At 59.5% G+C, this 22,261-nt stretch carries 17 protein-coding genes; 13 read left to right on the top strand and 4 right to left on the bottom strand.

Annotated features, from left to right (window positions below; genetic code table 11):
- Nucleotides 1-11 precede the first annotated feature (11 nt).
- Complete coding sequence (locus tag G3O01_RS11575) at nt 12-905, bottom strand: ABC transporter substrate-binding protein (RefSeq protein ID WP_205804769.1); 894 nt, start codon at nt 903-905, stop codon at nt 12-14.
- A gap of 237 nt (nt 906-1,142) precedes the next feature.
- On the opposite strand from G3O01_RS11575, the gene G3O01_RS11570 reads away from it, so the two are divergent.
- The 7 genes from G3O01_RS11570 to G3O01_RS11540 all read left to right on the top strand — a co-directional run bounded on the left by G3O01_RS11570 (nt 1,143) and on the right by G3O01_RS11540 (nt 12,068).
- On the top strand, nt 1,143-2,057 hold the full coding sequence (locus tag G3O01_RS11570) for a LysR substrate-binding domain-containing protein (RefSeq protein ID WP_205804768.1): 915 nt from the start codon (nt 1,143-1,145) through the stop codon (nt 2,055-2,057).
- A gap of 179 nt (nt 2,058-2,236) precedes the next feature.
- Entirely contained in the window at nt 2,237-3,514 is a 1,278-nt protein-coding gene (locus G3O01_RS11565; protein WP_205804767.1) for a dicarboxylate/amino acid:cation symporter, read from the top strand.
- On the top strand, nt 3,511-4,968 hold the full coding sequence (locus G3O01_RS11560) for an amino acid racemase (protein ID WP_205804766.1): 1,458 nt from the start codon (nt 3,511-3,513) through the stop codon (nt 4,966-4,968). Before G3O01_RS11565 ends, G3O01_RS11560 begins: the two co-directional genes overlap by 4 nt.
- A gap of 460 nt (nt 4,969-5,428) precedes the next feature.
- Nucleotides 5,429-7,009, top strand: a complete 1,581-nt coding sequence (locus tag G3O01_RS11555) for an isocitrate lyase (protein ID WP_205804765.1) — start codon at nt 5,429-5,431, stop codon at nt 7,007-7,009.
- 351 nt (nt 7,010-7,360) lie between these two features.
- Nucleotides 7,361-10,300: a molybdopterin oxidoreductase family protein gene (locus G3O01_RS11550; RefSeq protein WP_205804764.1), complete on the top strand. Its 2,940-nt coding sequence runs from the start codon at nt 7,361-7,363 to the stop codon at nt 10,298-10,300.
- A 25-nt stretch (nt 10,301-10,325) separates the two neighbouring features.
- Nucleotides 10,326-11,066, top strand: a complete 741-nt coding sequence (locus G3O01_RS11545; RefSeq protein ID WP_205804763.1) for a 4Fe-4S dicluster domain-containing protein — start codon at nt 10,326-10,328, stop codon at nt 11,064-11,066.
- A 48-nt stretch (nt 11,067-11,114) separates the two neighbouring features.
- Nucleotides 11,115-12,068 (top strand): DmsC/YnfH family molybdoenzyme membrane anchor subunit, encoded by a 954-nt coding sequence (locus tag G3O01_RS11540; protein ID WP_205804762.1) that lies wholly within the window; start codon nt 11,115-11,117, stop codon nt 12,066-12,068.
- 101 nt (nt 12,069-12,169) lie between these two features.
- Here the strand turns inward: G3O01_RS11540 and G3O01_RS11535 are convergent, their stop codons facing one another.
- The gene (locus G3O01_RS11535; protein ID WP_205804761.1) at nt 12,170-14,140 is read right to left on the bottom strand and encodes a lytic transglycosylase domain-containing protein; all 1,971 of its coding nucleotides are present in this window, start codon (nt 14,138-14,140) and stop codon (nt 12,170-12,172) included.
- A 311-nt stretch (nt 14,141-14,451) separates the two neighbouring features.
- Between G3O01_RS11535 and G3O01_RS11530 the strand changes: the two genes are divergently transcribed.
- Nucleotides 14,452-14,943, top strand: coding sequence for a TlpA disulfide reductase family protein (locus G3O01_RS11530; RefSeq protein ID WP_205804760.1), 492 nt, complete (start codon nt 14,452-14,454; stop codon nt 14,941-14,943).
- Between the two features lie 15 nt (nt 14,944-14,958).
- Here the strand turns inward: G3O01_RS11530 and G3O01_RS11525 are convergent, their stop codons facing one another.
- On the bottom strand, nt 14,959-16,125 hold the full coding sequence (locus tag G3O01_RS11525; protein WP_346779171.1) for a LacI family DNA-binding transcriptional regulator: 1,167 nt from the start codon (nt 16,123-16,125) through the stop codon (nt 14,959-14,961).
- A gap of 58 nt (nt 16,126-16,183) precedes the next feature.
- Between G3O01_RS11525 and hisD the strand changes: the two genes are divergently transcribed.
- Nucleotides 16,184-17,497: a histidinol dehydrogenase gene (gene hisD, locus G3O01_RS11520; RefSeq protein ID WP_205804759.1), complete on the top strand. Its 1,314-nt coding sequence runs from the start codon at nt 16,184-16,186 to the stop codon at nt 17,495-17,497.
- Nucleotides 17,498-17,600: 103 nt separating this feature from the next.
- On the opposite strand, the gene G3O01_RS11515 is transcribed toward hisD, so the two are convergent.
- Complete coding sequence (locus G3O01_RS11515; protein ID WP_241023857.1) at nt 17,601-17,984, bottom strand: MarR family winged helix-turn-helix transcriptional regulator; 384 nt, start codon at nt 17,982-17,984, stop codon at nt 17,601-17,603.
- Between the two features lie 475 nt (nt 17,985-18,459).
- On the opposite strand from G3O01_RS11515, the gene G3O01_RS11510 reads away from it, so the two are divergent.
- From G3O01_RS11510 to G3O01_RS11495, 4 genes are all read left to right on the top strand, one after another.
- Nucleotides 18,460-18,831 (top strand): tautomerase family protein, encoded by a 372-nt coding sequence (locus tag G3O01_RS11510; RefSeq protein ID WP_205804758.1) that lies wholly within the window; start codon nt 18,460-18,462, stop codon nt 18,829-18,831.
- Nucleotides 18,832-18,903: 72 nt separating this feature from the next.
- Nucleotides 18,904-20,247 (top strand): MFS transporter, encoded by a 1,344-nt coding sequence (locus G3O01_RS11505; protein ID WP_241023856.1) that lies wholly within the window; start codon nt 18,904-18,906, stop codon nt 20,245-20,247.
- A gap of 12 nt (nt 20,248-20,259) precedes the next feature.
- A complete protein-coding gene (locus G3O01_RS11500) occupies nt 20,260-21,390 on the top strand; it encodes a LacI family DNA-binding transcriptional regulator (RefSeq protein WP_205804757.1) in 1,131 nt (376 codons plus the stop codon).
- Nucleotides 21,391-21,398: 8 nt separating this feature from the next.
- Nucleotides 21,399-22,157, top strand: a complete 759-nt coding sequence (locus tag G3O01_RS11495) for an SDR family oxidoreductase (protein WP_205804756.1) — start codon at nt 21,399-21,401, stop codon at nt 22,155-22,157.
- The last annotated feature ends 104 nt before the right edge of the window (nt 22,158-22,261 follow it).

The raw sequence follows: 22,261 nt of genomic DNA, 5'->3' as shown, positions 1-22,261 counted from the left end.
GGACAGTGGCTTTACTTCGCGACGATCAGCTGAGGAGGCGCTTCGTTTTCAACGCCCAGCGCCCACTTTTTCAGCAGCGCCTTCTCTGTACCGGACTTCTGGATCGCGATCAGTGCGGCCATCACGGCTTCGCGGAACTGCGGATTGCTCTTCGGCACACCGATACCGACGTAGTACGGCAGCGTCACGGCAGTGGCTTTCTCGAGCTTGTCCGGATAAGCCTTCACAGCCTGATCGACGGTGTTCACGTCATTGATGTACGTGTCGGCGCGTCCGGCGAGGATGGCCTGGATGCAGTTCGCGTTGTTGTCATAGAGCTGGATGGCGGCTTCCTGCTTGCCTTGCGCCTTGCAGGCCGGTGCGAGCGCCTGAATGAGCGGCACTTCGACATAGCCGGTGTTTTCTGCCGCGGTCGTCCCGCACATCGACGCATCGATGCCGGTGATTTTCTTCGGATTTCCCTTCGCGACGAGCACGCCGTCAAAGACCTTGGAATAGGTGATGAAGTCGGCGGCTTTCGCGCGCTCTTCGGTTGCGTAGATATCGGAGATGACAATGTCAGCCTGACCGCTTTGCAGCGTCGTCAGCAGTGCCGCGAATGTGACCGGCTTGTACGTCACCGAAAAGCCGAGGCACTTTCCGATGGTCTCGCCAAGATCGATATCGAAGCCGACGTATTTGCTGGGGTCATTCGGATCGAGTGCTTCGTAGCCGGGCGTATGCGGGTTGATCGCGTTGACGAGCGATTTGCCTTTCCATTGCGGATACTTTGCCTGCAGCGCGGCGCATTCGGCCGGCACCGGCGAAGCCTCGGCGTGCGCCAACATGGGTACGGCGAAGCCCGACAGGCACATGATGATGGCCGCGACGCGTACGCGGCAGGACTGCAAGATAGCGGTAAGCATCCGATAGCTCCTGACTGGCAGATGTCAACGGCGTCCCCATGGTCGCCTTGTTGCATCGCACGAGCCGAAGCGTAAGCAGCCGAAAAATCGTGGGCTTGATTCTGCGCGTACAAAACCTTGCATGACGGCGTTGATGCGTCACCAGCGGGTCTGGAGGGCGGAAGGAATGAGTGCCCGGCCCCGTTATCGCTGTACGGCTAAAATCGACGACTTCCGAAGACGGTCCCGAAGGCTCACATGGAAATCAAATGGATTGAAGATTTCATCGCGCTTGCCCAGTATCAGAGCTTTTCGCGCGCCGCGGAATTTCGCAACGTCACGCAGTCTGGTTTCAGCCGGAGAATCCAGTCGCTGGAGCAATGGGTCGGCGCCGAACTGATCGACCGCAGCAGCTTCCCGCCGGTGCTGACACCCGCAGGGCAACTGTTCAAGGAGACCGCCGACGATGTACTTGCGCGGCTTCTCGATACGCGAGCCATCATCCGTACCGAGCAGCGGATCGCCGGCAAGAGTTTGCAGATCTGCGCGGGACACACGATTGCGCTGAACTTTCTGCCGGCATGGCTCAAGGCACTTGCCCCGCAATTTGGCGAGGTGCGCGCGCGCGTCATTCCCACGAACGTCCACGACTCGATTCTTATGCTCGTGAACGGCAACTGCGAACTGATGTTCGCCTATCACCACCCTGAACTGCCGCTTCATCTCGATGCCGCCAGGTACGAGCATGTCACTGTCGGCATCGATACGCTGGTGCCAGCCAGCAGGCCAAACGAACGGTCCGCGCCAAGGTTCCGCTTGCCTGGGACCAAGGTGCGACCGCTACCGCTCGTTTCCTACACCGAGACCAGCTACTTTGGCCGTTGCCAGGCATTGCTGTTGAAGCAGGCGTCAGACGCACCGTCACTGCGTTTGCACTACGAATCCGACATGGCGGAAGTTCTGAAGAAGCTCGTCATGGAAGGAGAGGGCGTTGCCTGGCTGCCGAAGAGCACCATCACGAAGGAGCTTGCCAATGGCGATCTCGTGCCGGCGGGGCCGGCGAGCTGGCATCTGCAGGTGGAACTGCGCGCGTATCGCGATTCAACGAACCGCAGCGAATTCGTGGATACGCTCTGGCATCACCTTCGCGCGGGCTCCGTCGCATTGAATTAAGGGTTTTCCCTCATTATGCGAGTTTCGCATAAGCACATGTCGTATCAGCATTGGCGGCTTTTTTAACGTCCCTACCATCCGTCCTACGGTGAAAGCGCCGCGCCCAGCGCCGCTTTCAATTCTTCTCTCGCGCGTGACGGTCACCCTCCGTCGCTCACGCCGCTACAGGACGGATGAACATGAAGAATCGCCTTACCATCAGCATCGCGGCGGCCATGCTGCTTGGAATCGGAGTTGGCTTCGCGTGTCACGCGAATATTGCCGACCCCGCTACCCTTAAAGCAGTTGCCGGCTATTTTTCGATCGTCACGGACATCTTTCTCCGGCTGATCAAGATGATCATCGCGCCGCTGGTCTTCGTGACACTCGTGTCGGGGCTGGCCGGGATGGATGGCGGCGATGATGTCGGCCGCATCGGCGTACGCTCGGTGGGATGGTTCATCGGTGCATCACTCATTTCGCTGGCGCTCGGGCTCGTGATGGCAAACGTGCTTGAACCCGGCGCAGGTCTGCATCTGACCGACACCGCCAGCGAAACGAACACGGGGCTCAACACCGCGGCACTGAACGTCAAGGACGTCATCACCCACGCGTTTCCGACGAGCTTGCTGGATGCGATGGCGCGCAATGACATCCTGCAGATCCTGGTCTTCTCGCTGTTCCTCGGTGTCGGCCTGAGCGCGCTCAAACGCGATCCGCGCGTTGGCATCGTCATTCAGGCGATCGACGGCATGGTCCCGGTGATGCTGCGGCTCACGAACTACGTGATGCGCGCTGCGCCCGTTGGCGTATTCGGCGCCATCGCTTCTTCCGTGACGCTGCGTGGCCTCGACGTGATCTATACCTACGGCAAGCTCATCGGATCGTTCTACCTCGGGTTGCTGATCCTCTGGGCCATTCTCATTGCGATCGGTTACGTCTTTCTCGGACGGAAGGTGGGGAGTCTGCTGAAGGCCGTGCGCGAGCCTGCGATGATTGCATTTTCCACGGCAAGCAGCGAGGCCGCCTATCCGCGCCTCACTGAGCAACTGGAGAAGTTCGGCGTCGACAAGAAGGTGGTCGGTTTCACGCTGCCGCTTGGCTACGCGTTCAATCTCGACGGATCGATGATGTATCAGGCGTTCGCGGCGATTTTCATTGCCCAGGCGTTTGGTGTGCATATGCCGCTATCGCAGCAGGTCTTCATGCTGCTGATCCTGATGTTGAGCAGCAAAGGGATGGCAAGTGTGCCGCGTGGTTCCGTGGTGGTCGTTGCGGCCGTTGCGCCGATGTTTCATCTGCCGGCAGCCGGCGTCGCACTGGTGCTGGCGATCGACCAGATTCTCGATATGGGTCGCACGATGACCAACGTGATCGGCAATAGCGTAGCGACTGCCGTCATTGCGAAATGGGAAGTGGCACGCGGGGAAAAGTCGGCGGAAGCATCGTTCGAGCAGGTAGAGGCGAGCGCGCAATGAGTACGACTTTCGCAGAAAGCAAACGCAAGCTGGGAGTAGTGGGAGGATTGGGACCACTGGCAAGCGCCGATGTGTTCTTCAAGATCGTGAAGGCAACGCCGGCTTCATCGGATGCCGGGCATGCAGAGGTCATCTTCGAGCAGCGTCCGTTCAGCGGCGTGGGTGCGGGAAGCAGCGCTACGACGGCGCGCAAGCTGTACATCTACGACATGATTCGAGACTTCGAGAAGCGTGGCGTCACGATGGTCGTGCTTCCCTGCTTTCTCAGTCATACGTTTATCGATGAACTGAAAGCCAATACGAGCCTGCCGATTGTGGATATCGTCGAGGCAGTGCGTAGCTACGTACGGCGGACGTTCCCCGGTGCGAAGCGTATCGGCGTACTCGCTTCGGATTACGTCCGCGAAAAGCGGCTCTTTGAGCGCTACTTTGCCGCGCCTGAATTCGAGGTCGTGCATCCGCGCACTGCGGACGATACGGACAGGGTGACCGAAGCCATCTATGGTCCCGACGGAATCAAGAGCGGCAATCTGGGCGGCCGCCCTCTGGCGCTGCTGCGCGCTGTCTGCGAGGACCTGATCGAGCAGGGCGTCGACGTGATCGTGCCGGGCATGACGGAGATCGCGCTCGTCGCCGGGGACATCGGACCGTTGCAGGTGCCTCTTGTCGATTCGAACATGGCGTACGCGCAATCTGTTGTGTCGGGGTGTGCGGGTTCACCTTCCCCGGCTTTCAAGGTCGGTGTGGTAGGCGGCGTGGGTCCGGCTGCGACGGTCGATTTCCTTGAGAAGGTTGTTCGCCATACACCGGCGTCGCGCGACCAGGATCACATCAAACTGCTGGTCGAACAGAACCCGCAGATTCCAGACAGAACGGAAAACCTGATTGGTGACGGGCTGGATCCAACCGTTTCGCTCTACGCCACGTGCAAGAAACTGGAAGAGGGCGGCGCGGACATCATCGCGATTCCGTGCAACACGGCGCACGCATATGTCGACGGGATTCAGCGTTATCTTGGGATACCTGTCGTCAATATGCTGACCGTCACGGTGCAATATCTGCGTGAAGTCTTTCCTGAGTCGCGCGATATCGGTGTACTGGCCACATCCGGCACGATCGAAAGCGGTGTCTATCAAAAGGCACTTGAATCGCACGGTCTGCGGCAGGTCGCGCCGGACCCCGCGTTGCAGGTGCGCGTGATGGACGCCATTTACGGAAAGACGGGCGTCAAGGCGGGCTTTACGACGGGTCAGTGCAAGGAAGACCTCATCGCAGCAGTTGAAGGGCTGATTGCCAGAGGCGTGGAAGTCATCATCCTCGGATGCACTGAGCTTCCCATGCTGCTGCCGGCCGGTGAATTTGTGAGCCGCAATGGAGGACGCGTGCAACTCGTCGACCCGACTGAAGTGCTCGCGAGGCAATGCGTTGCCTATGCGAAAGATGTCACGAACTGAGCTGATCTGCTCCCGTTCCTGTTCCTGTTCCAGAGGACTCGACGCGTCCACGCCAGCACGGACGTTCGCGAGGACGCTTTCGGCATGTGTCGAAGGTCGGTCCCCAGGCTGTGCCTCGCCAGACGGTCGAGCCTGACCGATCCAGAATATCTGTCGCTGCGAAACTCCCAGCAGCGGTCGGTCCATCTTCACTTGTCCCTCTCCGACTTCCGAAAGCCCGTTTCATATTGCGGGATTTGCGCCGAATTTCCACTGCGCCGCTTTTCCGCTGCTTGAAAGTTTGTTTTGCATTGCAAAAATCGCATCGTATCTCATTGAAAAATAACAGAAAATAATGTCTTATGTCTTATATAAGACTTCTCCCGGGCGGCGCTACTATTTAGTCATGCAGTTCGCTTCGAAAGACGTGGCGACACGATGAATCATTCAGTCAAATCCGCTTTGCTCCTAGGAGATACACATGACCCAATATCAAGACGACATCAAGGCCGTTGCTGGTTTGAAAGAGAACAACGGTAGCGCATGGAGTGCGATCAACCCCGAGTACGCTGCACGCATGCGTGCCCAGAACCGGTTCAAGACGGGCCTGGATATCGCGAAGTACACGGCCGGGATCATGCGCGCCGACATGGCGGCCTACGATGCCGATCCGTCGAAGTACACGCAGTCGCTCGGCTGCTGGCACGGCTTCATCGGGCAGCAGAAGATGATCTCCATCAAGAAGCACTTCAACAGCACCGAGCGCCGCTACCTTTATCTGTCCGGCTGGATGGTGGCCGCGCTGCGCTCCGAGTTCGGCCCGCTGCCGGACCAGTCGATGCACGAAAAGACCTCGGTCACTGCGCTGATCCGCGAGCTGTACACCTTCCTGCGCCAGGCCGACGCACGTGAACTAGGCGGCCTGTTCCGCCAGCTGGATGCAGCAGAAGGCGCTGCGAAGGCCGCCATCCAGGAAAAGATCGACAACCACGTCACGCATGTGGTGCCCATCATCGCCGACATCGACGCCGGTTTCGGCAACGCGGAAGCCACGTACCTGCTGGCCAAGCAGTTCATCGAAGCGGGTGCATGCTGCATCCAGATCGAAAACCAGGTATCCGACGAGAAGCAGTGCGGCCACCAGGATGGCAAGGTCACCGTGCCGCACGAGGACTTCCTGGCCAAGATCCGCGCTATTCGCTACGCGTTCCTGGAACTGGGCGTGGACGACGGCATCATCGTGTCCCGTACCGACTCGCTGGGTGCCGGCCTGACCAAGCAGATCGCCGTGACCCACACGCCGGGCGACCTGGGCGACCAGTACAACTCGTTCCTCGATTGCGAGGAACTGTCGGCCGACGCGCTGGGCAATGGCGACGTCATCATCAAGCGCGACGGCAAGCTGCTGCGTCCGAAGCGCCTGCCTAGCAACCTGTTCCAGTTCCGTGCCGGCACGGGCGAAGCACGCTGCGTGCTGGATAGCATCACCGCGCTGCAAAACGGCGCCGACCTGCTGTGGATCGAAACCGAAAAGCCGCATATCGGCCAGATCGGCGGCATGGTCAACGAAATCCGCAAGGTCGTTCCGAACGCGAAGCTGGTGTACAACAACAGCCCGTCGTTCAACTGGACGCTGAATTTCCGTCAGCAGGCCTATGACGCGATGAAGGCTGAGGGCAAGGACGTATCGGCCTATGACCGCGCGCAGTTGATGAGCGTGGAATACGACCAGACCGAACTGGCGAAGCTCGCCGACGAAAAGATCCGGACCTTCCAGGCCGACTCGTCGCGCGAAGCCGGCATCTTCCACCACCTGATCACGCTGCCGACGTACCACACCGCCGCGCTGTCGACCGACAACCTCGCGAAAGAATACTTTGGCGACCAGGGCATGCTCGGTTACGTGGCGGGCGTGCAGCGCAAGGAGATCCGTCAGGGCATCGCGTGTGTCAAGCATCAGAACATGTCCGGGTCGGACATCGGCGATGACCACAAGGAGTATTTCAGCGGCGAAGCAGCCTTGAAGGCGGCGGGTAAAGACAACACGATGAACCAGTTCTGATAGCAGCCGTGCTCTGAGAAAAACGCCAACCTGCGGGTTGGCGTTTTCACATCTCGACGAAGTTTTCAGGCGGCGGAGGCTTACGGACGAAAGGCGGATTCAACGGAATGAAAGGCAATTTGCGCGTGACGGTAGCTGTCGGAGCCGGCACGAGCCCAGGTACGCACGACGGCAGCACGCCTTAGGCCCTGAACTATCGATTGCCGTGATGATTCAGATACGAAATAGCGATTTTTCTTTTGTATAGCTCACTCCTAGCATGTGAATGATGGCTGATAACCAGCGCAGCGTCGTTCATGGCAACCGTTCTGACCGTGCGCTGCGGCATACGACCGGTTCAGGGAGGTCTGGATGGAGCACAAAGCCCGCACACAAAACGAAAAGCTCGAAGTCAAGACGACGACTTGCTACATGTGTGCCTGTCGATGCGGTATCCGCGTTCATCTTCGCGATGGGGAAGTGCGCTACATCGACGGCAATCCGGAGCATCCGCTGAATCAGGGCGTGATTTGCGCGAAGGGATCGTCGGGCATCATGAAGCAGTACTCGCCCGCGCGTCTCACGCAGCCGTTGATGCGCAAGCCCGACGCGTTGCGCGGCAGCGCGCAGTTCGAGCCCGTCTCATGGGAGGTCGCGTTCGACGTCCTCGAAAAACGCCTCGCCCATCTGCGCGCCACCGATCCAAAGAAGTTCGCGCTTTTCACTGGCCGCGATCAGATGCAGGCGTTGACGGGGCTCTTCGCCAAGCAGTTCGGCACGCCCAATTACGCGGCGCATGGCGGCTTCTGCTCGGTGAACATGGCCGCGGGCATGATCTACACGATGGGTGGCTCATTCTGGGAATTCGGCGGCCCGGACCTCGACCGTGCGAAGCTGTTCTTCATGATCGGCACCGCCGAAGACCATCACTCGAATCCACTCAAGATCGCGATTTCGAAGTTCAAGCGCGCGGGCGGACGCTTCATCGCGATCAATCCGGTGCGTACCGGTTATGCGGCGATTGCCGACGAATGGGTGCCGATCCGTCCGGGCACGGACGGCGCGCTGTTCATGGCGCTGATGCGCGAGTTGATCGAAAGCAATGCGTATGACCGCGAGTTCGTCGAGCGCTACACGAATGCAGGCGAACTGCTCGACATGCGCGAAGACAGCGAGACGCAGGGCCTGTTCGTATGCGATGACAATGCGCAAGAATGCAATGCGCTGTTCCCGCAGAATCATTTGTGGTGGGATCCCGTCAGCCAGAAGGAAGTGCTGCATCACACACCGGGTGTGCGGCCCGCTCTGGAAGGCCGCTATACCCTTGCGAACGGCACGCCCGTTACGCCTTCATTTGCGCTGTTGCGCGAACAGGTGGCGAGTTGTACGCCCGAATGGGCATCGACTATCACCGGCATTCCCACCGATACCATCCGGCGTCTAGCACGCGAAATGGCCGACGTTGCACGCGATCAGAAGATCACGCTGCCTATCCAATGGACCGACTCGTGGGGCGAAACGCACGACACCGTCACCGGCGCGCCGATAGCCTTTCATGCGATGCGTGGGCTCGCCGGCCATTCGAACGGCTTTCAGACCATTCGCGCGCTGGCCGTGCTGATGTCGCTGCTCGGCACCATCGACCGGCCGGGCGGTTTCCGGCACAAGTCGCCGTATCCGCGCGCGGTGCCGCCATCGGCGAAACCGCCGAACAGTCCCGGTGACGTCAAGCCGAACACGCCGCTCGCGAATGGACCGCTCGGCTGGCCCGCCGGTCCAGAAGACCTGTTTATCCACGACAACGGCGATCCTGTGCGCATCGACAAGGCGTTCTCGTGGGAGTATCCGCTCGCTGTGCACGGACTCATGCATAGTGTGATCACGAATGCGTGGCGCGGCGATCCGTATCCGATCGACACGCTGCTCATTTTCATGGCCAATCTCGCGTGGAATTCGTCGATGAATACCGTCGAAGTCCGCAAGATGCTCGCGGACCGCAATGAAGACGGCGAGTACAAGATTCCGTTCATTGTCGTGTGCGATGCATTCCAGTCTGAGATGACAGCCTTCGCCGATCTGATCTTGCCTGACACGACTTATCTCGAACGCTATGACGCGATGTCGATGCTGGACCGACCGATCTCCGAGTACGACGGTCCCGTCGATTCCGTGCGCGTGCCCGTCGTCCCGCCGACAGGCGAGTGCAAACCGTTCCAGGAAGTGCTCGTCGAACTCGCGAGCCGTTTGAAGTTTCCCGCATTCACGACGCCGGACGGCAAGCGCAAGTATCGCGACTATCCGGAGTTCATCATCAATCATCAGACGGCGCCGGGGTCAGGCGTTGGGTTCCTGATGGGCTGGCGCGGCAAGGACGGCAAGGATGCGCTCGTCGGCGAGCCGAATCCGGATCAGTGGAAGGAATACGCGAAACACAACTGCGTCTTTCATTACGCGCTGCCTGAACACATGCAGTACATGCGCAATTGCAACGGGCCGTATCTCGACTTCGCGGTACAGAAAGGCATGCGCAAGTTCAACACGCCCATCGTCATTGCGCTCTATTCGGATGTGATGCAGAAATTCAGGCTCGCCGCGCAGGGCAAGAGCAAAGGACGACAACCGCCGGATCATTTGCGCGCGCGCATCGAGCAGTACTTCGATCCGCTGCCGCACTGGCATCCGCCGCTCGAACACGCCGCCACTGACCACGCGCGTTTTCCGCTCGCCGCCGTTACGCAGCGTCCAATGGCGATGTATCACTCGTGGGATTCGCAAAACGCGTGGTTGCGCCAGATACACGGCGAGAACTATCTGTACATGAATCCGCGTACGGCCCGCGCCGAAGGCATCGAGGATGGTGGCTGGATCTATGTCGAATCGCAATGGGGCAAGGTGCGTTGCATCGCGCATTACAGCGAGGCTGTCGAGCCTGGCACGGTGTGGACGTGGAACGCGATAGGAAAGTCGACGGGTGCCTGGAATCTCGGCCCGGACGCCAACGAATCGCAACGCGGCTTCCTGCTGAATCACGTCATCACGGATGAAATTCCCGTTGATGATCCGCGTCATGTCCGCACGTCGAATTCCGATCCCGTGACGGGACAGGCGGCCTGGTACGACGTGCGCGTGCGTATCTATCCCGCCGAAGCAGACGCCGATCACACGTTGCCGCAGTTCGCGCCGATGCCTGCCACGATGCCGGGCGTAGTGGGCTCGAGCGTCGCCACCCGGATTCATCGTGTCGTGCAGACGTATTTCGCGGGGCGCGGCGAGTTCGCGGCGCGGCTGCGCAAGACGACACAACGCAACTGACTGGAACTGAGACGAGGAGCATCGAATGACACAGATGGCGCTCGTAATCGATCTGAACGTCTGCGTGGGATGCCACGCGTGCGTGACGAGCTGCAAGGAGTGGAACACGTCCGGCGAGGCGGGCAGTCTCGCCGATTTTCGTCCCTATGACGCCGATCCTTCCGGCACGTTCTTCAATCGCGTTCAGACCTACGAAGCCGGCGAGTTTCCGCTCGCCGAGACGATCCATTTTCCGAAGTCGTGCCTGCACTGCGAGGACCCGCCATGCGTACCCGTCTGTCCGACCGGGGCAAGCTACAAGCGCAAGGAAGACGGCCTGGTGCTGGTCGATTATGACCGCTGTATCGGCTGCAAATACTGTGCTTGGGCTTGTCCCTACGGCGCCCGCGAAATCGACGAAAAGCGCAAGGAGATGACCAAATGCACGCTGTGCTCGGACCGCATTTATAACGAGGCGCTGCCCGAACGCGATCGCAAGCCCGCCTGTGTGCTCGCCTGTCCGACCTCGGCGCGGCTGTTCGGCGATATCCACGATCCCGAATCGGTTGTGTCGAAGGCGATCAGGGAGCGTGGCGGCTATCAGCTCATGCCGGAGTGGGGCACGCGGCCTTCGAATCACTATCTGCCGCGACAGAAGGTGACGTCATGCGGCGGCGGTGCCTGTTCGTGCGGCAAGAGTGAAGAAGTTGCGAGCGCGTCTGCGTCTGTCGAAACGCAGACTGAGAGCGGCGAGCTTCATCTGGCTTCATTCGCAAGGCGGCTTTGAGTCCGCAAGCAAACGGAATACAGGTTCGAACACGGCAGGGAGACATACATGAATCCGGCTTTTTCAGTGGTATTTCTCACGACGTTGAGCGGTGCAGGGCAGGGTCTGCTGATCGCGCTCGTCGGCGTCGAGGCAGCGACGCGGTTTGGCTTTGCTGATGCCGCTGCCGTGCCGCCGATGTTCTATGTGATCGGCGCCGCGTTGTCGTGTCTGCTGGGCGCATTGGGGCTGCTCGCTTCGTTCTTTCACCTCGGGCATCCTGAACGCGCATGGCGCGCGGTGGCGATGTGGCGCACGTCGTGGCTTTCGCGCGAATGTCTCGCGTTGCCGGCGTTTCTGGCTTGCACGTTCGCTTATGGCATCGCGCATGCATTTGCATCGGTATATACGCTTGAGATTGGCATCGTCGCGGTGGTCGCGAGTGCAGTGTTGTTCGTCTGCACGGGAATGATCTACGCGTGTCTGCGTTTCTTGCAGGAATGGGCGACGCCACTGACACTCGTCAATTTTGTACTGCTGGGCTGCGCGTCGGGCCTCACGTTCGCGACAGCTTGCGCCGCCGTGTTCGCAACGATGCTCGTGCCTGCCCTGGCCGTTGCAACGTGCCTGGTGACGCTGGCGGCTTTCGTGTCGCGGAGCGCATCGCTGGTTCGCAACGCACGGCTCACGCCCAGATCGACGGTGCAAAGCGCGACAGGAATTCCCGGCGCGCGCATCGAGCAGAATTCACGAGGCTTCACGGCGGGCGCGTTCAACCTTCGCGAGTTCTTTCACGGCAAAACGCCTGAGACGCTCAGGCGCATCAAGTGGACCTTTATCGTTGCTGTGTTTATCGTGCCGTTCTGTCTCGTGGCATTCGGAGGCAGTATCCGGTCGATTGGTCTATCGACATTGCTGCTGTGCGCGGCGTCGGCGATCCAGTATGCGGGGCTCGTGGCGGAGCGCTGGTTCTTTTTCGCCGAGGCGCGGCATCCCCAGAATCTTTACTATCGGAGGGCATGACGCTGTTCTCTGCAGTGTATCCGGTGATCGCGTTTCGGTGTTTTCGTATGCGGGCGCACTGACTTTACCCGTGCGACCCGCAGATCCGCGTTGCGGCGATCTCATCGCGGCTCGATCTGGCCAAGCCGCTCCGTCAGCGATTGCGGGCGGCCATCAAACAGCGCCGCGTAGTAAACCGTGTTCGACAATACATTCTTGACGTAGTCGCGGGTTTCGTTGAACGGAATGGTCTCCGCGAAAATCGCGCCTTCCACCGGACGCGGCAGGTTGGCCTGCCACTTACGCGGGCGCCCAGGGCCGGCGTTGTAGCCGGCGGTCGCGAGCACGGCAGAACGGTCAAGCTGGTTGTAAATCATCGAGAGATAGTACGTGCCGAGCAGGATGTTCGTGTCGATGTCGTTCATCTTCGCCCGAGAAAGCGTACCAAGCCCGATCTTCCTCGCGACCATCGCGGCCGTGTCCGGCATCACCTGCATCAGGCCGCCCGCGCCAACCTCCGAGCGCGCACTGATGATGAAGCGCGACTCCTGGCGAATGAGGCCATACGCCCAACCGACGTCGAATCCGGTTGACCGCGTATCGCGCTCGACAATCGTGCGGAATGGCGCCACGTAGCGCAGCGAAAAATCATGTTCCGTCTGCGTCCTGTCGGCGGTGCTCACAGCACGGTCATACAGCTCGATGCGGCGCGCGTACTCGGCGACTGCGAGCAACTGCCGGTCGTTCATGCCGCGCAGCTGCCAGTTCCACTCACGGTTGCCTTCCGTGCGCAGGTGCAGCGCGTAAAAACGTTTTGCCAGCTCGAAACCTGGTGTCCGGCCGGCTTGCTCAACTTCGTCGTCGGTCACCCTGGTCTGCGGCGGGATCACGATCTGCTGGCCGAGCGCCTCGGAGGCCAACTGGCCATAGAAGGTGTAGTTACCCGCGATCGTACGGAATGTCTGGTCGGCTGCCGCCATCTCGTTGCTCTGCTTCAACGCGCGCGCGTACCAGTAGATCCATGCGGGCTGTGCGCGCAGCGCGGTCGGCATCTGCTCGATCGACCAGCGCACCATGGTCCAATCTCCGGCCAGCAACGCGCTGCGCGTGCGCCACTCGTAGGCCTGACTCGACAAAGGCGCGTTCGGCGACAGCCGGTACCAGTTCACCGCGCCCGGTAGCTGCCTGAGCGCCGCCTGATAGGCAATCGTGCCCCAACCGATAGCCCGTTCTGCCAGGGTGAGCGACGGTGCGATTGCGGTAAAGGTAGCCTCGGCGGCCTGCGGATCGCCGAGCGCCAACTGTGTGATGGCGAGCAGCGCGAGTTGATGGGACGCCGCATCCAGCGGGATGCCTTTCGCGAGCAACAGGCGTGGCTGGTTCGTCGCCTGCTCGAGGAGCAGCGCATCCGGGCGCGCCGCGCCGAGCGCATCGACCAGTTTGCTGCCTGTCGTCGTCGCGCCTTGTTCATAGGCCTGGCGAATCAGCTGCCACACGTCGTCCGAAGTGAACTGCTGGTTGCGGTTGAGCGCGGTGATCAGATCGACGCAGCCGTCACCGTACCACTTCGGTTCGACGAGCAGCGCTCGCGTCGCGTCGGCGACATTTTCACCTCGTGCGGCACGGGATTCGAGCGCATAGCACTTCACCTGCGTGTCGTCGTCCAGCACGAACTTCGAATATTGCGAATCGAAATTGTGCCAGTCGTGGCGCGCCCCGAGCACACGAAGGTAGTCGTTGCGCAGACGGTCGGCAATCGCCTGTCCGTCGTAGCGTTGCAGAAATGACAGCACCGGTGCGTCCGGCGCGTCGAGATTCGCACGCCCCGCGCCAGTGAACAGACGCGGCTTGATCTGGAAATAGCTGAGATAAGCCGGCGCCGGATAGTTCGGAATCAGGCCTGCGAGGCGCGCGGCGCGCGCGGGATCGTTGTCGCGTGCAGCGTCACGCAACTTGATGAAAATCTGATCGTCGGCGGATAACGAGGTGAACGGGGTGGGATGTCGGGCTAGCGCTGTGCCAGACATGAACAATGTCGCGGCGACAAGGGCAAGGCCGAGCGTGCGGGACACCCGGTGAAGTCGTGTGGACATCGCTGTTTTCTCGTTGTTTCGCTGCAGAAGATTGAGTCAAAGCTTAGGCTGCAAGCGGGCGAAACGAAGCCTCGAACAACACTGGACTCAACCCGCAATTCGGCTCTTTGCGAGCCGGATGTCTGCACCACATCGGCACGGATCGAATGCCAACAACTCCAGCGCAATGTCATATCTGCCACGTTTCAAGCCATAGCCGTTCTATTAGCATGGCGTGAAAAGCATGCCTATCCGACATGGCTCTTCAGATCGATATCGTTTAACGTCGATGCAGCTTTAGGAGAGTGAAATTGACGGGTAGAAAAAGGTGGATGTTCGCGACTTTGACGGGTGGGTTAATCGCGTTTCTCACGGGGTATCTTTTGCTGGCGAAACCGGAGGTGCCAGATGCGACGTTCGTGTTGCTCTCCGGGCAAAAGATATCAACGACCTCCGATTTAAGAGGGCACGTTTTCCTTGTCGATTTCTGGGACACGAACTGTTCGAGTTGTATCGAAGAGATGCCCAGCCTTGAAGATGCCTACAGGCGATTCCACGGAGCAGGGCTGGAACTTGTGTCCGTTGCCATGAGCTACACACCGCGCGATTACGCAGTGAACTACGCGCAGACCCGTCATCTTCCGTTCATGCTTACGCTTGACGACGGGCGCCTCGCTCATGCATTCGGCGATGTTCAACTCACTCCGACGACATTGGTAGTCGACAGGCACGGAAAAATTCTAAAGCGATATGTCGGTCCGCCGGACTTCGGGCAACTCGATGCTGTCATCGCACGAGCTTTGCATGATGGCGCCAGCGGTTAAGCTGGCTGCGTCTGATCAGCCTGCCGGTCCCGTCGTTTCGCGGCGTACCAGTTGAATCGGCAAGACATCGTGAACCGGTGCACCCATACCTCCGGCTCGAATGCGCTCGACGAGACGCCGCGCGGCGGTTCGCGCCATCGCTTCGACGGGCTGACGGATCGAGGTCAATCCCACCAGGGGTGAACCTGCCAACGGCATATCGTCGAAGCCGATCACCGAGAGTTGTTGTGGCACTGCAATGCCCTGTCTCTTCGCTGCCTCGAGTACACCAAGCGCGATCGTGTCGTTTCCGGCGATGATGCCGGTGACGCGATTGGCGTCGCTCAACATTGCGATCGCGCTGGAATATCCCGCTTCGCTGGTGTAGTCACAGAACACCAATGGCACTGACGTGGGCGCTATGCCCGCTTCCTCCAGCCACTGAAGCGCCCCTTTCACGCGGTCTCTGCTTGTCGACGTGTTGTGCGCGCCCATCACCAGCCCGATCCGGCGATGACCCAGTTGATAAAGGTGCTCGGCAGCAATGGTGCCTGCGTGGACGTTGTCGACCTCCACCGTGTCCACGCGAACATCGTCGACGGAGCGAACGACGAGCACCAGCGGAATCCCCCTTCTTTGCATTTCCGCTACGACCGGTGAGTCGAGCGTGGCGGTGGCAAAAATCATCCCGTCGAGATATCCGTCGATCAACGGCCGAAACGCCAGCAGGTTCTCCGGATCGTTCATCGAATCGATCATCAGCGTGATCTGATAATCGAACTCTTGCAGGGCATCATGGAGGTGGGTCAACAACAGCGTCATGAAGCGGTTATGCAACGCACCGACCACCACGCCGATGAGTTTGGTCGCGGATTTTCGCGTGGACCGGCCTTGCGACGGCATCCTGTAACCCAGTTCCGCAGCGACGGCCTGGACCGCGCTGCGCGTCTCGCTGCTGATTGCCGGGTGTCCGGCTAGCGAGCGCGACACCGTCGAGACCGATATACCCAGGCGCCCGGCAACATCTTCAAGCCTGACTTTGGACGGCCTCGAGCGTCCCGATGTTCGTGCTTTGGTTTGCATAGATTTGCATGAAAGGGTCTGATACAGACGTTGCCGGATCGTGTCATACCCGGCGTCTAGGGTAATTCTGGAGCATTTGCGCAAATTTTGCATAAAAAGTTGCGCTACATTTGCATCCACACGGCAAGCGCTCCACGTCAGGCAGCCTGCTCCCGTCACCCGCAAAAAGGAAATGCAAATGGCAATCCAGTATCTGAAGCACGGTCGCAGCGCAGAAGACTCCTCCCAAGACGCTGCCAAGGTTCGTGACGTCGTCACGGGTATCCTCGCCGATGTCGCATCGCGCGGCGACGTAGCAGTCGCCGAACTCTCGGCGAAGTTCGATAACTGGTCGCCCGAAAGCTTCCGTCTGTCGGACGACGAGATTGCGAACTGTGTGCGCACGCTGTCGCCGGGGCAACTCGAAGACATCAAGTTCGCGCAGGCTCAGGTGCGAAACTTCGCCCAGGCACAGCGCGAGTCGATTCGTGACGTAGAGATCGAGACGCTGCCGGGCGTGGTTCTCGGCCATAAAAACATGCCCGTCGACAGCGTCGCGTGCTACGTGCCAGGCGGTAAGTTTCCGCTGGTTGCTTCTGCACACATGGGCGTCGTGACGGCGAAGGTTGCTGGCGTTCCTCGCATCATCACTGCATCGCCGCCTGTCGGTGGGAAGCCGAATCCGGCCGTGGTCGCGGCGATGCATCTCGGTGGCGCCGACGAAATCTACACGTTCGGCGGTGTTCAGGCCATCGCCGCAATGGCGCTCGGCACGCAGACGATCGACCCGGTTGCAATGGTGGTCGGGCCCGGCAACGCGTTCGTCGCGGAAGCGAAGCGTCAACTGTTTGGTCGCATCGGCATTGACCTGATCGCGGGACCGTCGGAGACCCTGGTAATCGCCGACGACAGCGTCGATGCGGAAATGTGCGCGACGGACCTTCTCGGCCAGGCGGAGCACGGCTTCAACACGCCGGCGATTCTGCTCACAAACTCATTGCAGTTGGCGAAGGACACCATCGCGGAGGTCGAGCGCCTGCTCAAAGTTCTGCCGACGGCAAACACGGCCGGTGTCTCCTGGCGCGACTACGGCGCTGTGATCGTGGCGGATACGCTCGAGGAGATGGTTTCGGTAGCGGATAGCATCGCATCCGAGCACGTTCAGGTGATGACGCGCGACCCGGATTACTTCCTGAACAATATGAAGAACTACGGCGCGCTTTTCCTCGGTGCGCGCACCAATGTCGCGTACGGCGACAAGGTTATCGGCACGAACCACACGCTGCCGACGGGCAAAGCGGCGCGCTATACGGGCGGACTCTGGGTCGGCAAGTTCATCAAGACCTGTACGTATCAGAAGGTGCTGACGGATGAAGCGAGTGCGCTGATCGGATCGTACTGTTCGCGGCTGTGCGCGATCGAAGGCATGATTGCACACGGCGAGCAGGCCAACATTCGCGTGCGTCGCTTCGGTAATCGCGAGGTACCGTATGGAACGGCCGTACCTGCCTGACGATTGACAGGCGTCGACGGGATTGCGCGCAGGCCGTTCCCGCTCGCCGTGAAGCGGTTGAGCAGATTCTGAGTCAAAGACGTCGCGTCGAACTCATGGCTGCCTAACGCTCGCCGCCAACTTGTTGAAGCGTTTCGAGTGCTTCCAGAAGCACCGCTTTTGCAGGTCCCTTCAGGTACTTTTTGAGTTCCTTTTCGACCTGAGTCTGCGCCGCGCGCCAGTATGGCTCGGCGTCTTTCAACATACGAGCACCGGCGGGGCTGAGCTTCGCCAGCTTGTAACGCGCATCTTCGTCGCTTGATACATCAACCCATCCAGCGTCGATCAACAGCTTGATGTTGCGCGAGATCGTCGTCTTGTCGAGCGAGAGTTCGCTCGCAATATCGTTGTAGGTCGCCTCGCCTAACCGGTCGAGGCCACGCAAAAGCGTCAGCTGGGTGATTTTCAAGCCGACCGGGCGCAAAGCGTCGTCATAGACACTCGTCAACGCATTGGCCGAACGCCTGAACTGGGTGCAATAGCATTCAGTGAACATTGCCAATCCTCTGAAGATTGTGAGGTGTATATGCAACTATCGTATCACTGCCGGGCGCGGAACGTCCAATCGACGCGAAACTGGTTCGCTCAGGCCCTGGAACCTTGCAGCAAAGCACCTTTCGAGAGAATCGTTGGTACGGGTACTCACCAGGTTGAAAGCATATTTAACTTTACTAGACTGATGCATATACATCAGTTGTAGCTACATCTCAATGGATTGCGCCGTAGTGAGCTCCGAACAAGGCGTGAATACAGGGGGGAGGCATATTTTTCTCCGTCAAATTGCGCCAATATAGATGTATATGCAACAGAGTGGTCGATCCTTTCGCAATCAACGCCTGATACAGCCTTCAGAAAATTGCATACGTATTCAGGCGGGGTCTTAGACAGCACACCGATTCATCTCCAGAAAGGAGTTATTTGTAATGCCCATTATCGTTTGCAACACACGCGCCGGTCTGAACGTCGACGTCAAACGGAAGATTGCTAAGGCGATCACGATCGCCGTCAACGAGACCATCAAGTCCCCGCTGGAAATCATCAGCGTGATCTTCAACGATCTTGCTTCCGAGAGCAGCTATGTAGGCGGCGAGCCGGGCGGCGATACGCTCATCATGTGCAACATTCGCGCGGGCCGATCTGACGATGCGAAGCTCGCACTGGTCAAGAAAGTGAGTGCAATTTTCAGCGACTTCGCCGGCATTTCTGAAGATCGTATCGAGACCGGGCTACTCGAATACGTTCCCAAATTCATCATTCGCGGCGGCAAACAGTTGCCCGATCCGCCCTACGCGTGATCGACAGCATCGTTGGCAGGCGTTGTGGGTAAGGCCATAAATAGTTGCATACCTATGCATTAGGAGACGGGTTTGGATACCAAGCGTTCGACCGAGGCAGGGCATTCGTCACCGAAGATGCTGACGATTGCGATCGCCAGTTTTATTGGAAGCGCCATCGAGTGGTTTGATTTCTTTCTGTACGGAATCACCTCGGCGCTCGTGTTTGGCAAGCTGTATTTCCCCGGCGGAGATCCTTTGACGGGAACGTTGCTCGCGTTCGGCACGTTCGCAGTCGGATTTATCGCGCGACCGTTCGGAGGCATCGTTGCAGGGCATCTCGGCGATCGCGTCGGGCGCAAGTTTGTTCTTGTCACGACGCTGCTTGCGATGGGAATGTCCACCACCCTCATCGGTCTCGTGCCCTCGTATAGCCACATTGGGCTGGCCGCTCCGGTTCTGCTGATCCTGCTGCGCATCGTGCAAGGGTTGGCGGTGGGAGGCGAATGGGGCGGTGCTGCGCTGATTGCCGTAGAGCATGCGAATCCGAACCGGCGGGGCCTCTATGGCAGCTTTCCGCAGATGGGTCTTCCTGCCGGGCTGTGCATGGCCGTGGGCGGAATGGAACTCGCCAGCCGTCTGCCGGAAGCCGATTTCCTGGCGTGGGGTTGGCGCATTCCGTTTCTGTTCAGTGCTGTACTCGTCGCGATTGGACTGGTGATCCGGCTGCGTATCGAAGAGCCGCCCGCTTTCAGGAAGGTTCTCGACACCGACGCCACCGTCAAACTGCCGATCGTAGAAGCGGTGCGACGTTTTCCGCGGGCGATTTTGCTGTCAGCCGGACTGCGCTTTGCCGACAACATCCTGTACTACGTATTCACGACTTTCGGTCTGACCTACATGACAAGCCATCTTGGCTTGCCTCGAAAGACGGTGCTGGTCGCCATTCTGATCGCGGCCGCGCTGGAGCTGCTGACCAAGCCATTTTTTGGCGCCTTATCCGACAAGGTCGGGCGCAAGCAGGTGGTCGTGTTCGGCGCACTGGTTGCAGTGGTGGCGCCGTTTCCATTCTTCCAGTTGGTAGGAACTGGCAATCCGACGCTTATCCTGCTTGCCGAGATTCTGGTGCTGAGCATTGCCCATGCTGCAGTCTTCTCGCCTCTGGCGGCGTGGTTTGCGGAGATGTTTAGCCCCGAGGTGCGCTACAGCGGCGTGACGATAGGTTTCCAGTTAGGCGCACTGGTCGCGGGCGCCCCCACGCCGCTGATCGCCACGGCATTGCTCGCCAGATACGCCGATTACACACCAGTGGCCATCTTCGCGATGATCGCGGCTGGCATCACGCTGGTGTGCGCGCTGTTCGCGCGCGTCGCCAACGATCCGAAAGCGCCGCCAACGCATACGTTCGTTCCCGCGACCGGTGCGAATGACGCCTGAGGCAGGCAGAACATGAAACACCAGGCGATCAATGATCTTCCCCAGATGATGCAACTGCGGGAGCTTCGGCGGCGCGTAACGGCACACGAAGTCGCTCGCTTTGCGGGCGTTTCACAGTCGGCGGTGTCCAGGGTATTCACGCCAGGCGCGAGCGTCTCTGAGCAGACACGTGCGAAAGTCGTTGCCGCCGCTGCTGCGTTGCGCTACCGGCCGAACCTGATCGCGAGCTCCCTGATAACAGGGAGGTCGAAAATTGTTGGCGTCGTGGTGCCGGGGCTCACCAATCCGTTCTATGCCGCGCTTGTCGATGCGCTGTCCGAGGCGCTCTCCGTGCAGGATTATCGCGTGATGCTGTTCACGGCACGTTACGGAACATCTGCCGATCCCATTCTCGAAGAAATCCTTCGGTATCGACTCGATGCGCTAGTACTCGTCTCGGCGCAACTGTCGTCGCGCCTGGCGGAAGAGTGTGCGGAGGTCGGCCTGCCTGTCGTGATGGTCAACCGGAAGACGGATAGCAATGCCGCATCGAGTGTGACAGGAGATAACCGGGCAGGTGCAGCCTGTATCGCTGCCTTTCTGGTAGCTGCGTCGCATCGTCGTTATGCATTCATGGCGGGTCTCGATTCGTCGTCGACGAGTCGTGATCGGGAAGCAGGGTTCCGGTGGCAACTCCATCAAAAAGGGGCGAGGCCGCCGCTCAAGGTGCACGGAAATTACTCGCTTGAGGATGCATCCCGTGCCACCAGAGTTCTCTTGAAGACCGCGCGGCGCCCCGACGCGATTTTTTGCGCGAACGATCAGATGGCGATGGCAGCAATCGATGTCGCGCGCAGTGAGTTTGGACTGGACGTGGGCAGAGAGGTGTCGATCGTGGGCTTCGATGACATTCAACTCGCCGCTTCGCCCGCATACCGGCTGACAACGTTTTCACAGCCCCTGGATGAGATGGTTGAGAACGCGGTCTCGCTTCTTATCGACGCCTTGAGTGACCGCGACCAATTGGCTGTACCACGCATCGTGACGGGTCATCTGGTTGTGCGTGACTCTGCACGCCTTCCCTCGCATGGGCTTTCGCAGTTCAAGGGACGCACGGTGTGGACATGCGCAGCCGCGAGCCGATCAATCGAACATGAACCTTAGAGAGAAATATGTCGAACGGACTTTTTAGGCTTGATGGAAAGACCGCTGTCGTGACGGGTGCGAGCCGTGGTCTCGGAGCGGACATCGCTGTTTTGCTTGCCGAATCGGGTGCGCATGTCTATCTGCTCAGCAGGGGCGCGGAGGAATTGAATGAGATTGCTGACCGGATCCGTCGAAAGGGCGGTTTGTGTACGCCCGTGATGTGCGATCTGTTGAAAGACGATCAGTTGGAGCAGGCGTTTTCTGATCTCCCTGCGCTTGACGTCCTCGTCAATAACGCGGGCACCAATATTCCATCGCGGCTCGCAGACGTCAAAACGGCGGATCTGGATTTCGTCCTCGGCCTGAATGTACGAGCGACGTTTCTGGCAACACGTGCCGCTGTTCGCAAGATGCTTGAAAGCGATGATGCGGGTGACCGCTCCATCATCAATATTTCGTCACAGATGGGACATGTCGGTGCGCCTGATCGATCCGTGTACTGCATGACGAAGCATGCAATGGAAGGTCTGACGAAGGCAGCCGCGATCGAGCTTGCGCCGAGAATACGCGTGAATTCCGTGGCGCCGACTTTCGTCGATACCCCGATGACCCGGCCATTCTTCGAGAACGAGCAGTTCAACCGTTGGGTCTTCGATCGAATCCCGATGGGCCGTCTGCTTCCCGCTGACCAGGTCGCAGCAGCCGTGCTGTACCTCGCGTCGCCTGCCGCGGCCATGATCACCGGCACGAGTCTGCGCATCGACGGCGGATGGACGGCGCAGTGAATGGCCTGAATCGTTGGGTATACGACATTGTGAGTGCGGATTGATACCGCGAGAATGGCTGCGTTGCTGAACGTTATTCGCCGGTCCTGCTTCAGGTAGTGGTT

The organism is Burkholderia sp. Ac-20365 (assembly GCF_017104715.1).
GTDB lineage: Bacteria > Pseudomonadota > Gammaproteobacteria > Burkholderiales > Burkholderiaceae > Paraburkholderia.
Note: the sequence above shows the minus strand (reverse complement) of the source record. Positions and strands in the feature narration are given on the sequence as shown.

Bases quoted from the DNA above. Each gene is read 5' to 3' on its own strand.
- G3O01_RS11495 (WP_205804756.1), top strand. From the start codon at position 21,399: ATGTCGAACGGACTTTTTAGGCTTGATGGAAAGACCGCTGTCGTGACG.
- G3O01_RS11575 (WP_205804769.1), bottom strand. From the start codon at position 905: ATGCTTACCGCTATCTTGCAGTCCTGCCGCGTACGCGTCGCGGCCATC.
- G3O01_RS11530 (WP_205804760.1), top strand. From the start codon at position 14,452: ATGTTCGCGACTTTGACGGGTGGGTTAATCGCGTTTCTCACGGGGTAT.
- G3O01_RS11565 (WP_205804767.1), top strand. From the start codon at position 2,237: ATGAAGAATCGCCTTACCATCAGCATCGCGGCGGCCATGCTGCTTGGA.
- G3O01_RS11560 (WP_205804766.1), top strand. From the start codon at position 3,511: ATGAGTACGACTTTCGCAGAAAGCAAACGCAAGCTGGGAGTAGTGGGA.
- hisD (WP_205804759.1), top strand. From the start codon at position 16,184: ATGGCAATCCAGTATCTGAAGCACGGTCGCAGCGCAGAAGACTCCTCC.
- G3O01_RS11545 (WP_205804763.1), top strand. From the start codon at position 10,326: ATGACACAGATGGCGCTCGTAATCGATCTGAACGTCTGCGTGGGATGC.
- G3O01_RS11540 (WP_205804762.1), top strand. From the start codon at position 11,115: ATGAATCCGGCTTTTTCAGTGGTATTTCTCACGACGTTGAGCGGTGCA.
- G3O01_RS11510 (WP_205804758.1), top strand. From the start codon at position 18,460: ATGCCCATTATCGTTTGCAACACACGCGCCGGTCTGAACGTCGACGTC.
- G3O01_RS11550 (WP_205804764.1), top strand. From the start codon at position 7,361: ATGGAGCACAAAGCCCGCACACAAAACGAAAAGCTCGAAGTCAAGACG.
- G3O01_RS11500 (WP_205804757.1), top strand. From the start codon at position 20,260: ATGAAACACCAGGCGATCAATGATCTTCCCCAGATGATGCAACTGCGG.
- G3O01_RS11535 (WP_205804761.1), bottom strand. From the start codon at position 14,140: ATGTCCACACGACTTCACCGGGTGTCCCGCACGCTCGGCCTTGCCCTT.
- G3O01_RS11570 (WP_205804768.1), top strand. From the start codon at position 1,143: ATGGAAATCAAATGGATTGAAGATTTCATCGCGCTTGCCCAGTATCAG.
- G3O01_RS11555 (WP_205804765.1), top strand. From the start codon at position 5,429: ATGACCCAATATCAAGACGACATCAAGGCCGTTGCTGGTTTGAAAGAG.